A 13,426-nucleotide genomic window follows, 5' to 3' on the forward strand; every position below is an offset into this window, starting at 1 on the left:
CTACAGGAGAGAGGGACAGGCGACGTGGTACGGCGCGAGCGTTGGGTGGCGGTGGCCACTCTCGTCCTGCTCCAGGCCACGACGATCGCCACCGGTGTCTACGCGGTGCGGAACGACTTCAGCCTGGCCGCCCTGACGAGGCAGGCCCCGCACCCAGCCGATCAGCCGACCGCGTCTCCCTCCGTCCCGGTGATCACCGCTGGACCAGTGCTGGCCTCGGGTGGAGACGGACCTCTCCCGACTAAGGGTACTTTGACGCAACAGCTCACCGATGCGCTGGGTGACAAAGCGCTGGGGAAACGCGTCGGCGCCGTCGTTGTGGACGCCGCGACCGGCCAGCGTGTCTTCGCCTCCAACGCCGACATCGGCATCGTCCCCGCCTCCACCACCAAGATCGTCACTTCGGCGGCCGCCCTGGCCTCGCTCGGCCCGGACACCCGCCTGTCCACGCGCGTCGTCCAGGGCAGGACGCCCGGCTCGATCGTGCTCGTCGGCGGCGGCGACCCCATGCTGTCCGGCCCGGCGGCCAAGCCCACCACCTACCCCAAACCGGCCTCCCTGGCCGTGCTCGCCGCGCGCACCGCGGCCACACTGAAGAAGCAGGGCGTCAAGAAGGTCACGCTCGGCTACGACTCCTCCCTCTACACCGGCTCGCCCATCGGCCCCGGCTGGAAGCCCAGCTACATCCCCGACGGCAACGTCGCGCCCGTTCACGCGCTGGCCATCGACGAAGGCCGGCAGAACCCGGCCCGCTCCCAGCCCCGCGTCGCCAACCCGCCGCAGTTCGCCGCCGCCGCCTTCGCCAAGCTCCTTTCCAGGTACGGCATCGCCGTGTCCAAGGGCATCGCCCCCGTCAAGGCCGGCCAGAGCGCGGCCGAACTCGGCAAGGTCGACTCCCCGCCCGTCTATGCACTGGTCGAGCACGCGCTCACCTTCAGCGACAACGACCTGTCCGAGGCACTGGCCAGGCAGGTCGCGCTCAAGGAAGGACAGCCGGCCTCCTTCGAAGGCGGGGGCAAGGCGGTGCTCGCCGTACTCAAGAGACTGGGGGCCTCGCGCGGCATCCAGGTGTACGACGGCAGCGGCCTGTCCACCAAGAACCGCATCAGCGCCGACGGCCTGGCCAAGCTCGTGGCGCTGGCCGGCTCGCCCAAGCACCCCGAACTCCACGCGGTGGCCTCCGGCATGCCGATCGCCGGGTTCACCGGCACGCTGGGCAACGGGCGGCGCTTCTCCGGCTCCGACAGCAAGGGACAGGCCGGACTCGTCCGCGCCAAGACCGGCACGCTCAACAACGTCAACACGCTCGCCGGCCTCGCCACCACCAAGGACGGGCGGCTGGTCACCTTCGCCTTCATGGCCGACCAGGTTCCGCTGTCGGCCGAACCCGTCCTGGACCGGCTTGCCGCCATCGTCGCCCGATCCTGACGCGAGGCCGTCGCGGGTCGGCCTCCGACCACGTACGGTGGTAGGCATGCAGGTGATCGACTGGGATCTGGCCGTATCGACCGGCACGCGCCTGGTGCGCCCCGGGCCGCAGGTTAGCCGGGAGGAGGCCAGGCAGGCGGTCACAGAGCTACGCACTCTCTCCCGCGAGGCCGAGGGCCATGTGCGTGACTTCACCAAAATCCACACCGAGACGCCCCCACAGCCGGCGACCATCGTCGACCGCCCCGGCTGGATCAGGGCCAACGTCGAAGGCTTCCGCGTCGTGCTGGAGCCGCTGACCGAGCGGATGGGCAACAGCGACAACCCGCCGCCCGCCATCGTGACGGCCGTCGGCTCGCGCATCACCGGGGTCGAAGTGGGCGCCGTGCTGGCGTTCCTGGCCTCGCGCGTACTGGGCCAGTACGAACTGTTCCTCCCGCCGGACCCGACCGGCCAGGAGGCCGCGGGCCGGTTGACGCTGGTCGCGCCCAACATCGTGCACGCCGAGCGCGAGATGAACGTGCACCCGCGCGACTTCCGCCTCTGGGTCTGCCTGCACGAGGAGACGCACCGCGTGCAGTTCACGGGCGTACCGTGGCTGCGCGAGTACGTGCGCTCGCAGATGACCGAGTTCCTGCTCGCCTCCGACCTCGACCTGCCGACGATCCTGGAACGGCTGCGCACAGCGGCCGACACGGTCGCCGACGTCGTACGCGGCGGAGACGGCAGCCTGATCGACGCCATCCAGTCGCCGGCCCAGAAGGAGATCCTCGACCGCCTGACCGCGGTGATGACGCTGGTCGAGGGCCACGGAGACTACGTGATGGACGCGGTGGGGCCGTCCGTGGTCCCGTCGGTGGCCGACATCCGTGCCAAGTTCGCCTCGCGCAGGGAGAGCACGTCCAGACTGGACAAGACGGTACGGCGGCTGCTGGGCATCGAGCTGAAGATGAAGCAGTATGCGGAGGGCTCGGCCTTCGTCCGCCATGTGGTGGGCAAGGTGGAGATGGACGGCTTCAACAAGGTGTGGACGTCGCCCGAGACGTTGCCCACCATCGCCGAAATCGCCGACCCGGACGCCTGGATCGCCCGCGTGATCGGCCAACCGGCCCTGGACTCCTAAGGGCGGGGTGCTTCGCGCGTCTTACCGGCCCAAAGCAAGGTGCTTCGCGCGTCTAGCCGGGCCCAAGGGCAAGGTGCTTCGCGCGTTTGGCCAGTCGAGCTGAAGCTCGACTCCTGGGGGTCCTCGCTGCGCTCGGGCTGCCTGCTGGACCCCACCCCTTGCCCGGCTGGGTGGTGGGCACGCTCCTGCCCACCCTGCCGGAGGCGTGGTGGGCCGGGTAGGCGCAGGCAGCCGGGGCATTGGACGGGCTCTCCCGGTGGCCCGGTCGGGGGTGGGCATGCTCTGCCCATCGTGCTCGGGGGTGTGGTGGGCCGGGTAGGCGCAGGCAGCCGGGGCCGTGGGCGGTGCTGGCACCTCGTTGGGTGGTGGGCACGCTACGGCCCGCCCTGCCGGAGGCGTGGTGGGCCAGGTAGGCGCAGGCAGCCGGGCCGTAGTTACGCTCTCTGGATTGCCCGGTTGCCCCGTTCGGTGGTGGGCAACGCTCCGGGCTCCACCCTGTCCGGGGCCGGCGTGTGGTTGTTCACCCTCAGGAAGCCCTTGAAGTAACTGTCGGTGCCAAGATCCACAATGACGGCCATGAACCAAGCGCTCCCACTGGCCCTGCCGGCCAAGCTGGTGGACCTTCACCGTATCGACCTGACCGCGCTCTACTCCAACGGCTGGGGCGTCGAGGCGTTCGACGTGGCGGCCGCGCCCAACGGGGAGGTCTATGCGCTGTACGGGGTCCACCGGCACACGTACCGCATGTCAGCCGACGTACAGGACCCGGCCTTGGCCGACTTCGCGTACCGGATCGTCACCCGCTACTCCAGCGCCGGTGACGTGCTGGCCAGTGCCTATTGGCGGAGCCGTTATACGGACGGCGCGGCTGTGGCGGAGGGTGGCGACATGACCCTCTGTGTCCTGCCGGACGGCACCCTCGCGGTCAGCGCCCTCCCGGACAACACGACCCTGATCTCACCCGGCCTGAGCCGGGTGGTGGCCACCTACGCCACAAGGGAGTTGCGGAACGCCTTCGACGAGTTCACGCCGGGCGAGTCCTTCGCCACGTCCATCAGCGTCACGCCCTCGGGCCGTCTGCTGTGTACCGTCGCCGAATTCGGGGTGTGGAAGTACGGCAACCACCTCGCCAACCTCGTCGGCGTGGCGGACGGTGCCCTGACGGCCTCGTCCAAGCCGGTGATCGAGGCGCTCGCCTCGCTCGATCCCCAACCGGATCATGAGCGGGAGATCGACCTGCGCACCCACGTCTTCCATCGGGGCGCCCCGGTGGGCCTGGCCCACCGGCCCCGGCCCGCACTGACCGAACAGGTGCCAGACGAGGACCAGTTCTCACCCTGGCGCGACTCCCGCCTCAAGCGAGCCGTGGCGCTGGCCGACGACCTGTTCGTCGTCCCCTGGTACGGCAAGACCTACCGCGGCGGCAGCCGTGGCCGGCCGTTCGTGTTCGCCCTTGTCGATGACCAGGGCAACATGACCGGGCGCCTCCAAGGCATGGACGACTGGCACGACTCCCCTTTCACCGGCTTCTGCTTCGGCCTCGCCGCCGACGCGTACAGGGGCTTCGCCTTCCACCTCAACCGCTACGGCCTCTACGCCTGGGACACGAGGGGAAACCTGCGGGCCAGGCTGGACACGGGAAACAAGGCGTTCAAACCGCTGACCCACTTCACCCTCACCACCTGCTCGCCCGCCGGTGAGCTCCTGCTCGTCCACAACAAGCAGCACCTGCTCCTGCGCCTGCCCGTCCCTGACGATCTGGACGACCTGGCGGCCGCCGTTGAGCAGGCATTGAGCGGGTACGCGCGGCAGCGCGCCGTGCTGAAGAAGCGGTGGGGGCCGGTCAACTGGCACTGGACCCAGGCGGACGCACCTGTTCATCACTTCTGATTCATCACGGGTGTGGCTCCTGGGTGAAGGAGGGGCGGGCCGTTCACAGTGCGGGTGACCTGGAACGGCCGCGCGGGTCGCCGATGGGGACCATGATCTCGGGTTGACAGTTGATCTCGCCTGCACAAGATTGTTGCGTCCCCTCCGGCCAACCCCGGGAGATCGTGATGAGGCGAACCGTCGTGGGCGTACTCCTGGCCGTGGGCCTGGTACAGCTTGTCGCCGTCCCCGCGCGGGCAGCGCCCGGGACCGACCCGGTGACGGCGCTCCGGGCGGCGTTGATCCGCGGCAAGGGCGTGAACATCGAGTCCGCCGTGAAGGTGGATCACGGTCGCGGCCTGGGGCACACCGTGAAGCTGGAGGGCACGGCAGGGTTCGGGCCGCAGGGTGAGGTCGCCGCCGACACGTCCCAGCACCTGCGGTACAGCGAGGCGGCGATGAGCGCTCTGAGAGAGTTCGACATGGCGGAGGACGCCGCCCTGGAGCAGATGCCTCTGAGGGTGATCTCGTCCCGCTACGTTGACTACGTCTCGGGCCCTCGATTCGCCGATGTGCTGCCGAAGGGCACGAGCTGGGTGCGTTACCGGCATACCGATCTGCCCTCCAGTAACCCGCTGCTGGAGGTTTTGGAGCCCGCCACGCTCAAGGCGTTGCTGGCCCACCGCACGTCCTGGCGGGGCGGGGTGGTGAAGGGCACCATCGAGTGCGGCCAACTGGTCAAGGTGTCCGATACCTTCGCCGCGCGCTTCCGCGGCTATTCCTGGAGCAAGCCGGTCAGTGTCATCTCCTACACCCTTCGCCTGAGTACGGCCGGCCTGGTGGAGCGGGCCACGGCGAGGGGAGTCCTGCACCACTGGAAGGGTTCCGTGCTCCGCGTCGAGACGGACACCCGCTACTCCGACTGGGGGCGGCAGGTCACCATCGCGCTGCCGCTGGAGAGCCAGGTACTCGCCCAGGACCAGCTCAAGGGCAAGGTGCCCGACCAGGTGCCCGGCGCGTGGAACTAGCCACGTGATGATCGAGTTCTCGCCGGCCCAGGGCGGGCGACGCCCGGACGGGAAGGGCTGGGGAGAATGGGCGGCATGGGTCCGCATCCCGCCGTAGCCGACGTCCGGCGAGTTGTCAGAGAGGTCCTGGGCGATCTGCCCCAGGGCGACCTGGTGCTGGCCGCGTGCAGTGGCGGCGCCGACTCCCTGGCCTTGGCCGCGGCCCTCGCCTTCGTGGCGCCGCGGATGGGTCTGCGGGCGGGACTCGTGACGGTGGATCACGGCCTGCAGGAGGGCTCTGCGGAGCGGGCGGCCGGAGTGGCGGCGCTGCCGCTGGGGCTGGACCCCGCGGAGGTGCTGACGGCGCGGGTGGGCACCGAGGGCGGGCCGGAGGCGGCGGCGAGGGACGCCCGGTACAAGGCGCTCAGGGAGGCGGCGGCGCGGCTGAGCGCGGTGGCGGTCCTGCTGGGCCACACGATGGACGACCAGGCGGAGACGGTACTCCTCGGGCTGGCGCGGGGCAGCGGGCTGCGGTCGTTGTCGGGGATGGCGAAGTTTCAGGGGATCTATCGGCGGCCGTTCCTGGAGCTGGGACGGGGTACGACGGTGGCCGCCTGCGCGCACCTGGGCCTGGAGCCTTGGGAGGACCCGCACAATGAGGAACACCGGTTCACCCGGGTGCGGGTGCGCAGGACGGTGCTGCCGGTGCTGGAGGGCGAGTTGGGCCCCGGAGTGGCTCAGGCGTTGGCGCGGACGGCCAAGCTGGCCCGTGACGATGCCGACGCGCTTCATGAATGGGCTGAGAAGGCGTTTGAGTATTGCGCTCTAAGCGATATCCCGGGGATGGTCACGCTGGCCGTACCGGCGCTGGAGGATCTTCCCGGCGCGGTCCGCCGGCGAGTGATCAAACGAGCGGCGATCGACGCCGGGGTGCCTTCCGGGGCCTTGTCGGCCGTCCACGTGCACGCTGTTGAGCGGCTGGTCACCGAGTGGCGGGGACAGAAGGGCGTTGACCTGCCCGGGGGTCTGACCGCCGTGCGGCGGTATGGGACGCTGATACTCGCCATCAGACCCATCCCGTAAGGAACTCGCAGGTGGACGCTGCCGACATGGGCCACGACCTCGAGAAGGTCCTCATCCCCGAGGACGAACTCCAGGCGAAGATCAAAGAACTTGCCGGCCGGATCGACGAAGACTACGCGGGCCAGGAACTGCTGCTCGTGGGCGTGCTGAAAGGGGCGGTCATGGTCATGGCCGACCTGGCCAGGGCCTTGCACACCTCGGTGCAGATGGACTGGATGGCGGTGTCCTCCTACGGCGCCGGCACCAAGTCGTCGGGTGTGGTCCGGGTGCTGAAGGACCTGGACAACGACATCATGGGCCGCCACGTGCTGATCGTCGAGGACATCATCGACTCCGGCCTGACCCTCCACTGGCTGCTGGAGAACCTGAAATCGCGCAACCCGGCCTCGCTGGAGATCTGCGCCGCACTGCGTAAGCCGGACGCGGTGAAGGTGCCGATCGATGTGAAGTATGTCGGTTTCGACATCCCGAACGAGTTCGTCATCGGCTACGGGCTGGACTACGCGGAGAAGTACCGCAACCTGCCGTTCATCGGCACGTTGGCTCCGCATGTCTACACGTAGCTGTCTGCGCGGCATTTCCGACATTGCACGCAGGGACCGGGAACATCGCTCTACCTGACGTACGTTGGTAGGGCAAGGCCGGTCTAGCGGGCGGTGCCACCGCGCGTTGTCCGGTGTACCTTCTGACGACGGGAGGGTGACCGCGTGGTCCCCTTCGGGTAGTCAGTAGTCGCGGTGTCGGATGCCGCGGCCCCGGGCCCTGCCCGGGGTTTCCAGGCCATGGTCAGGAAGGGACGGGCCCGCAAGGGGTTCCGCATCGGATGGATCTCAAGCGATTTACACGTGGGCCACTGCTGTGGATCCTGGGCATCGTCGTGCTGCTCCTGCTCGTCACCCAGCTGTGGAGCGGCGGTGGCAACTTCAAGCAGGCCGACACGTCCACGGTCCTCGAGCAGATCCGCACCGGCAACGTCAGCAACGCGAAGATTGTTGACAAGGACCAGCGGATCGAGCTGACCCTCCACAACAAGATCACCGTCAAGTCGGGCGACGCCCCGACCAACATGATCCAGTCTGACTGGGTCACCGGCTACGGCCCGACACTCACCGAAGAGCTGAACAAGCAGGTGGGCGCCGGAAAGACCAAGAGCTTCACCACCGAGGTGCCGCAGGAGAACTTCCTCGTCGGCCTCCTGGTGAGCTTCCTGCCGATCGTCATCATCGTGCTGATCTTCCTGTTCATCATGAACCAGATGCAGGGCGGCGGCTCCCGGGTGATGAGCTTCGGCAAGTCGAAGGCCAAGCTGATCACCAAGGACACTCCCAAGACGACGTTCGCCGACGTCGCGGGCGCCGACGAGGCCATCGAGGAGCTCCAGGAGATCAAGGAGTTCCTGCAGGCCCCGGCCAAGTTCCAGGCGATCGGCGCGAAGATCCCGAAGGGCGTGCTCCTGTACGGCCCGCCCGGCACCGGCAAGACCCTGCTGGCCCGCGCGGTGGCCGGTGAGGCCGGAGTGCCCTTCTACTCGATCTCCGGTTCCGACTTCGTCGAGATGTTCGTCGGCGTCGGCGCCTCCCGCGTACGCGACCTGTTCGAGCAGGCGAAGGCCAACGCCCCGGCGATCATCTTCATCGACGAGATCGACGCCGTCGGCCGCCACCGAGGCGCCGGTCTGGGCGGCGGTCACGACGAGCGCGAGCAGACGCTGAACCAGCTGCTCGTCGAGATGGACGGCTTCGACGTCAAGGGCGGCGTGATCCTCATCGCCGCGACGAACCGGCCCGACATCCTCGACCCGGCGCTCCTGCGCCCCGGCCGTTTCGACCGGCAGGTCACCGTCGACCGTCCCGACCTGGAGGGCCGCAAGGGCATCCTCAAGGTCCACGGCCGCGGCAAGCCGTTCGCGCCGGAGGTCGACCTGGACGTCATCGCCCGCCGTACCCCCGGATTCACCGGTGCGGACCTCGCGAACGTGATCAACGAGGCGGCGCTGCTCACCGCGCGCGGCGACCAGAAGCTGATCTCGATGGACACCCTTGAGGAGGCCATCGACCGCGTCATGGCAGGACCCGAGCGCAAGACGCGGGTCATGTCCGACAAGGAGAAGAAGATGATCGCCTACCACGAGGGCGGTCACGCGCTCGTGGCGCACGCGTTGCCCAACAGCGACCCCGTGCACAAGATCACGATCCTCTCCCGCGGCCGCGCGCTCGGCTACACGATGACGCTGCCGATGGAGGACAAGTTCCTCGCCACCCGCTCGGAGATGATGGACCAGCTCGCGATGCTGCTCGGCGGCCGCGCGGCGGAGGAGCTCGTCTTCCACGAGCCCACCACCGGCGCCTCCAACGACATCGAGAAGGCCACCGCCGTGGCCCGCCGCATGGTCACCGAGTACGGCATGAGCGAGCAGCTCGGGGCACGCAAGTTCGGCAGCGGTCAGGCCGAGGTGTTCCTGGGCCGCGAGATGGGCCACGAGCGCGACTACTCCGAGAAGATCGCCTCCACGATCGACGAGGAAGTCCGCCGGATGATCGAGACGGCGCACGACCAGGCGTGGGACATCCTGGTGGAGTACCGCGAGGTGCTCGACAACCTGGTGCTCGAACTCATGGAGAAGGAGACCCTCTCCCGCCAGCAGGTGGTGGAGATCTTCTCGTCCGTGGTCGTCAAGGAGCACCGCCCGTCCTACGCGGGCTACGGCAAGCGGCTCCCGTCGGACCTGCCGCCCATCCTGACGCCGAAGGAGCAGTCGGCCAACGGCTCGCTCACCGCGGGGCACCAGGACGCCCTGCCGTCCGGGGACAGTGCGTGAACGTAGATCAACCAAGGATCGAGAAGGCCGTCCGGGAGATCCTCATCGCCATCGGCGAGGACCCCGACCGTGACGGCCTCCTCGACACCCCCTCCCGGGTCGCCCGTGCGTACGCGGAACAGTTCTCCGGCCTGCGCCAGCAGCCGGAGGACGTCCTCACCAAGGTCTTCGACGTCGACCACGACGAGATGATCCTGGTGCGCGACATCGAGGTGTACTCCACCTGCGAACACCACCTCGTCCCCTTCCACGGCGTGGCGCACGTCGGCTACATCCCCAACGAAAAGGGACAGGTCACCGGCCTGTCCAAGCTGGCCCGCCTGGTCGACGTCTACGCCCGCCGCCCGCAGGTTCAGGAACGCATGACCTCCCAGATCGCCGACGCGCTGATGCGCGTGCTGGAGCCGCGCGGCGTCATCGTGGTGATCGAGGCCGAACACCTGTGCATGACGATGCGGGGAGTACGCAAGCCCGGCGCCAAAACCCTCACCAGCGCGGTCCGCGGCGACTTCCGCACCAGCGACAAAACCCGCGCCGAGGCGATGAGCCTGATAATCGGCCGCTGAAGCAGGCGTTCACCCGGCAAAAACCACGCCCTTTCGGGGTTACGGCAAAGCCCAGGTCACCCCACCCGCCGTACCCCTGCACACCCTTCCAGGGAAACGGTCGTCCACCTCACGGGTGTCCCGCCGTTACGTCCGTCCGGCCGGCCGGGCACGCGACCCCACCCCGGCCACCGCACATCGGCGCCGGCCTCGCCGGTGCGACATCCCGCCGCACGGGCAGGCTCGGGAGTACCTCCCGAGCCTGCCCGCGTGCGGCCTCTGTCCGCGTGGTTCCTCTGCCCGTGGGTGTGCGGTGTCCTTGGAGCGGTGCCCGGCCCAGGGGGCGGGCGTTACGGCGGGACACCCGTGGGGTGGACGGCCGTTTCCCTGGAAGGCCGCGAAGGGGTGCGGCGGGTGGGGTGAGCTGGGCTTGCCGTAACCCGAGAGAAGTGGTTGGAACTGCCCGAAGTGGTGGTTGGAACTGCCTGAAGTGGTGGTTGGAACTGCCTGAAGTGGTGGTTGGAACTGCCTGATGGGGTGGGGGCGTTACGCTGGCTGGGCTGTGGCGGATATACACGTGATCCTGCGACGCGGCCACGGAGACGGCCGGCCACTGAGAGTTGAGAGCGGCGGGGAAAGTGCCACCCACGACATCGAGAGCGAACCACCACCGCCTAGGCTTGGGGGCATGATGAGGGTGCCGGGACTGCCTGCCGAGGATCGGTGCCTCGTCATGGGTGTGGTCAACGTCACGCCCGACTCCTTCTCCGACGGCGGGTTGTGGTTCGACGAGGCGGCCGCGATCCGGCACGGGCTTGAGCTTGTGACCGAGGGCGCCGACATCGTCGACGTGGGCGGGGAGTCCACGCGGCCGGGTGCCGCGCGGGTGGCGTTGGATGAAGAGCTGGCCAGGGTGGTGCCGGTGATTCGGGCGCTGGCCGCCGAGGGTGTCGCGGTCAGTGTGGACACCATGCGGGCCGAGGTCGCCAAGGCGGCCGTCGAGGCGGGTGCGCGGCTGGTCAACGACGTGAGCGGCGGGCTGGCCGATCCGGACATGCCGCAGGTCGTGGCCGCCACCGGTGTGCCGTACGTGGTCATGCACTGGCGTGGCCACTCGCACGACATGGACAATCGGGCCGTTTACGAGGACGTGGTCACCGAGGTGGGTGAAGAACTGGCCAAGCGGGTCGACTACGTGCTGGCCGAGGGTGTGTCCACGGAGCAGGTGGTGCTTGATCCTGGGCTGGGGTTCGCGAAGAACGCCGAGCACAACTGGGCGGTTCTGGCCGGCATCGAACGGCTGGCAGAGCTGGGGTTCCCGCTGCTGGTCGGGGCGTCGCGCAAACGGTTCATCGGGCGGCTGCTGGCCGGCGCCGACGGTACGCCGCGTCCGTTCAGCAGGAGCGACGACGCCACTCTGGCGGTGACGGCGCTGGCCGCGCGGGCGGGCGCGTGGTGCGTGCGGGTGCACGAGGTAGGGCCCAACGCGGACGCCGTGCGTGTGGCCGCCGCATGGAAGAGAGCCGAAGGATGAGCGTCGACACCGCGGCCATCGAGACGGTCAACCAGGCCTTCTATACCGCCATAGAGAACGCCGATCTCGACAAGATGACCGAGATCTGGGCAGAGGACACGATCAGCGATCAGGTGAGCTGTGTTCATCCCGGCTGGTCGCTGCTGGCAGGGCGCTCCGAGGTGCTGCGGTCCTGGGCGTTGATCATGGCGAACACCACCTACATCCAGTTCGTGCTCACGGACGTGAGCACCGTGGTGCTGGGTGACGTGGCCGTCCTGACCTGCGTGGAGAACATCCTGACCGCCGGCGAGGAGGGCGAGGCCAGCTTCGCCGCCGGGAAGGTCGTGGCGAGCAACGTCTACATCCGTACGCCGCAGGGCTGGCGGTTGTGGATGCACCACGGCTCACCGGTGCTTCAGGGCGAGGACGATGAGGAAGAGGGCGAGCTTGACCGCTGACCGCATCACGCTGAAGGGCCTGCGCGCCCGTGGCCGCCACGGGGTGCTGCCCGCGGAGCGCGAGCTGGGCCAGGAGTTCGTGGTGGACGCGACGCTGTTCCTCGACACCGCCCCGGCGGCGGCGGGCGACGACCTCACGCTGACCGTCCACTACGGCGAGCTGGCCGAGGCGCTGGTCAAGGTCGTCGAGGGCGAGCCGGTCGAGCTGGTCGAGACGCTCGCCCAGCGGCTGGCCGACGTCTGCCTGGCCTCCGGGCCGGTGGAGCGGGCCGAGGTGAGCGTGCACAAGCCGGCGGCGCCGATCCCGCTGCCCTTCGACGACGTCGTGGTCACGATCGAACGGAGCCGGCCATGAAGGTGGTTCTCGCGCTGGGCAGCAATCTCGGGCAGCGCTTCCAGACGTTGCAGGGCGCGGTCGACACGCTGTTCGACGCGCCTGGGCTGGAGTTCGTGGCGGCCTCGCCGGTGTATGAGACCGATCCGGTGGGCGGGCCGGAGGGGCAGAAGCCGTACCTGAACGCGGTGATCGTCGCGGAGGCGAAGCTGCAGCCGCAGATGCTGCTCGACCGGGCGCAGAGCGTGGAGAACGCCTTCGGGCGGGTGCGGGAGGAGCGGTGGGGCGCCCGCACGCTCGACGTGGACCTGCTCGTGGTCGGTGAGGTGATCAGCGACGACCCCGAGCTGACGCTGCCGCATCCGCGGGCGCACGAGCGGGCTTTCGTGCTGGTGCCGTGGGCTCAGGTGGATCCCGACGGTGAGATCCCCGGGCGGGGGCGGGTGGCCGATCTGCTGGCCGGGCTCGACCGGACCGGGGTGTGGCTGCGCGAGGACCTGAAGTTGCAGGGGCCGGCTTGAGACCCACCAAACCCGGCGTGCTCGTCGGGATCGTCGTCGTGCTGGCTCTGCTCACCTGGGTTCTGGTGCGGCAGGTCTACTCGGATCTGCCGGTGATTCCGTGGACCGCCATTCCGACCGTGTTGCTGCTGGCCGTGGGGGAGGCGTACAGCGCGTGGATGACGCGGGCGCGCATCGCCCGCAAGCCGGGCACCAAGCCGGTGGAGCCGCTGGCGGTGGCCCGTCTGGCCGCTCTGGCCAAGGCTTCGGCGTACGTGGGGGCGGTGTTCGCCGGGATCTTCGCCGGGTTCTCGCTGCACACCATGTCGATGCTGACCAGATCGACGCCGCGAGCCGAGTTCTTCGTCGCCACGGGCTCGTTCCTGGCCTTCGTCGTGCTGATCGGCGCCGCCCTCTTCCTCGAACACTCCTGCCGCATCCCCAAGGACCCGGAAGCCGAGCGTCAGAGCTCAAGGTAGCGGGTTAGCGCGTTCTCGACGGCGGCCAACTCGTCCCTGCCAAGGTAGTGGACGGCTTCACCGCGGATGTAGTCGGTGTCGATGGTGCGAGTCCACCAGGATCACCATGCGTCCGGTTCCGTGGAGAGGTCCTCGTCGGCCAGTCGCGCGGCGTCGGCGCGGGCCTGCTCCAGCCATGCCTGTCGATCCAGAAGGCGCACTGCCCGTCTGATGCCGTCCGTGGTGTTCTCACCCTCGTGCGTCACGCTTTTGATGATCCGCTCGTC

General features: G+C 68.9%; 14 protein-coding genes. 13 read left to right on the forward strand and 1 reads right to left on the reverse strand.

Going from position 1 to position 13,426, the window contains the following annotated elements; all coding sequences use genetic code 11:
- Nucleotides 1-252 precede the first annotated feature (252 nt).
- The 13 genes from dacB to ACIBKY_RS44890 all read left to right on the forward strand — a co-directional run bounded on the left by dacB (nucleotide 253) and on the right by ACIBKY_RS44890 (nucleotide 13,160).
- The gene (gene dacB, locus ACIBKY_RS44830; RefSeq protein WP_397107027.1) at nucleotides 253-1,428 is read left to right on the forward strand and encodes a D-alanyl-D-alanine carboxypeptidase/D-alanyl-D-alanine-endopeptidase; all 1,176 of its coding nucleotides are present in this window, start codon (nucleotides 253-255) and stop codon (nucleotides 1,426-1,428) included.
- A 46-nt stretch (nucleotides 1,429-1,474) separates the two neighbouring features.
- The gene (locus ACIBKY_RS44835; protein WP_397107029.1) at nucleotides 1,475-2,551 is read left to right on the forward strand and encodes a zinc-dependent metalloprotease; all 1,077 of its coding nucleotides are present in this window, start codon (nucleotides 1,475-1,477) and stop codon (nucleotides 2,549-2,551) included.
- 576 nt (nucleotides 2,552-3,127) lie between these two features.
- Nucleotides 3,128-4,441: a hypothetical protein gene (locus ACIBKY_RS44840; RefSeq protein WP_397107031.1), complete on the forward strand. Its 1,314-nt coding sequence runs from the start codon at nucleotides 3,128-3,130 to the stop codon at nucleotides 4,439-4,441.
- A 167-nt stretch (nucleotides 4,442-4,608) separates the two neighbouring features.
- Nucleotides 4,609-5,448: a hypothetical protein gene (locus ACIBKY_RS44845; RefSeq protein ID WP_397107033.1), complete on the forward strand. Its 840-nt coding sequence runs from the start codon at nucleotides 4,609-4,611 to the stop codon at nucleotides 5,446-5,448.
- Nucleotides 5,449-5,514: 66 nt separating this feature from the next.
- Entirely contained in the window at nucleotides 5,515-6,510 is a 996-nt protein-coding gene (gene tilS / locus ACIBKY_RS44850; protein WP_397107035.1) for a tRNA lysidine(34) synthetase TilS, read from the forward strand.
- 11 nt (nucleotides 6,511-6,521) lie between these two features.
- The gene (gene hpt / locus ACIBKY_RS44855; RefSeq protein WP_312896704.1) at nucleotides 6,522-7,073 is read left to right on the forward strand and encodes a hypoxanthine phosphoribosyltransferase; all 552 of its coding nucleotides are present in this window, start codon (nucleotides 6,522-6,524) and stop codon (nucleotides 7,071-7,073) included.
- Nucleotides 7,074-7,333: 260 nt separating this feature from the next.
- Entirely contained in the window at nucleotides 7,334-9,328 is a 1,995-nt protein-coding gene (ftsH, locus tag ACIBKY_RS44860) for an ATP-dependent zinc metalloprotease FtsH (RefSeq protein WP_379611965.1), read from the forward strand.
- On the forward strand, nucleotides 9,325-9,894 hold the full coding sequence (folE, locus tag ACIBKY_RS44865; RefSeq protein WP_379611964.1) for a GTP cyclohydrolase I FolE: 570 nt from the start codon (nucleotides 9,325-9,327) through the stop codon (nucleotides 9,892-9,894). Before ftsH ends, folE begins: the two co-directional genes overlap by 4 nt.
- Before the next feature lie 712 nt (nucleotides 9,895-10,606).
- A complete protein-coding gene (gene folP, locus ACIBKY_RS44870) occupies nucleotides 10,607-11,407 on the forward strand; it encodes a dihydropteroate synthase (RefSeq protein ID WP_397107288.1) in 801 nt (266 codons plus the stop codon).
- Nucleotides 11,404-11,847 (forward strand): nuclear transport factor 2 family protein, encoded by a 444-nt coding sequence (locus ACIBKY_RS44875; protein ID WP_184971388.1) that lies wholly within the window; start codon nucleotides 11,404-11,406, stop codon nucleotides 11,845-11,847. The genes folP and ACIBKY_RS44875 overlap by 4 nt, the downstream gene beginning before the upstream one ends.
- Nucleotides 11,819-12,202, forward strand: coding sequence for a dihydroneopterin aldolase (gene folB / locus ACIBKY_RS44880; protein ID WP_397107038.1), 384 nt, complete (start codon nucleotides 11,819-11,821; stop codon nucleotides 12,200-12,202). The genes ACIBKY_RS44875 and folB overlap by 29 nt, the downstream gene beginning before the upstream one ends.
- The gene (gene folK, locus ACIBKY_RS44885) at nucleotides 12,199-12,702 is read left to right on the forward strand and encodes a 2-amino-4-hydroxy-6-hydroxymethyldihydropteridine diphosphokinase (RefSeq protein WP_397107040.1); all 504 of its coding nucleotides are present in this window, start codon (nucleotides 12,199-12,201) and stop codon (nucleotides 12,700-12,702) included. Before folB ends, folK begins: the two co-directional genes overlap by 4 nt.
- Nucleotides 12,699-13,160: a DUF3180 domain-containing protein gene (locus ACIBKY_RS44890; protein WP_397107042.1), complete on the forward strand. Its 462-nt coding sequence runs from the start codon at nucleotides 12,699-12,701 to the stop codon at nucleotides 13,158-13,160. The genes folK and ACIBKY_RS44890 overlap by 4 nt, the downstream gene beginning before the upstream one ends.
- Nucleotides 13,161-13,261: 101 nt before the next feature.
- On the opposite strand, the gene ACIBKY_RS44895 is transcribed toward ACIBKY_RS44890, so the two are convergent.
- The gene (locus ACIBKY_RS44895; RefSeq protein WP_397107044.1) at nucleotides 13,262-13,405 is read right to left on the reverse strand and encodes a hypothetical protein; all 144 of its coding nucleotides are present in this window, start codon (nucleotides 13,403-13,405) and stop codon (nucleotides 13,262-13,264) included.
- Nucleotides 13,406-13,426 lie beyond the last annotated feature (21 nt).

Source organism: Nonomuraea sp. NPDC050394, from assembly GCF_044459065.1.
In the GTDB taxonomy this organism is placed as follows: domain Bacteria; phylum Actinomycetota; class Actinomycetes; order Streptosporangiales; family Streptosporangiaceae; genus Nonomuraea.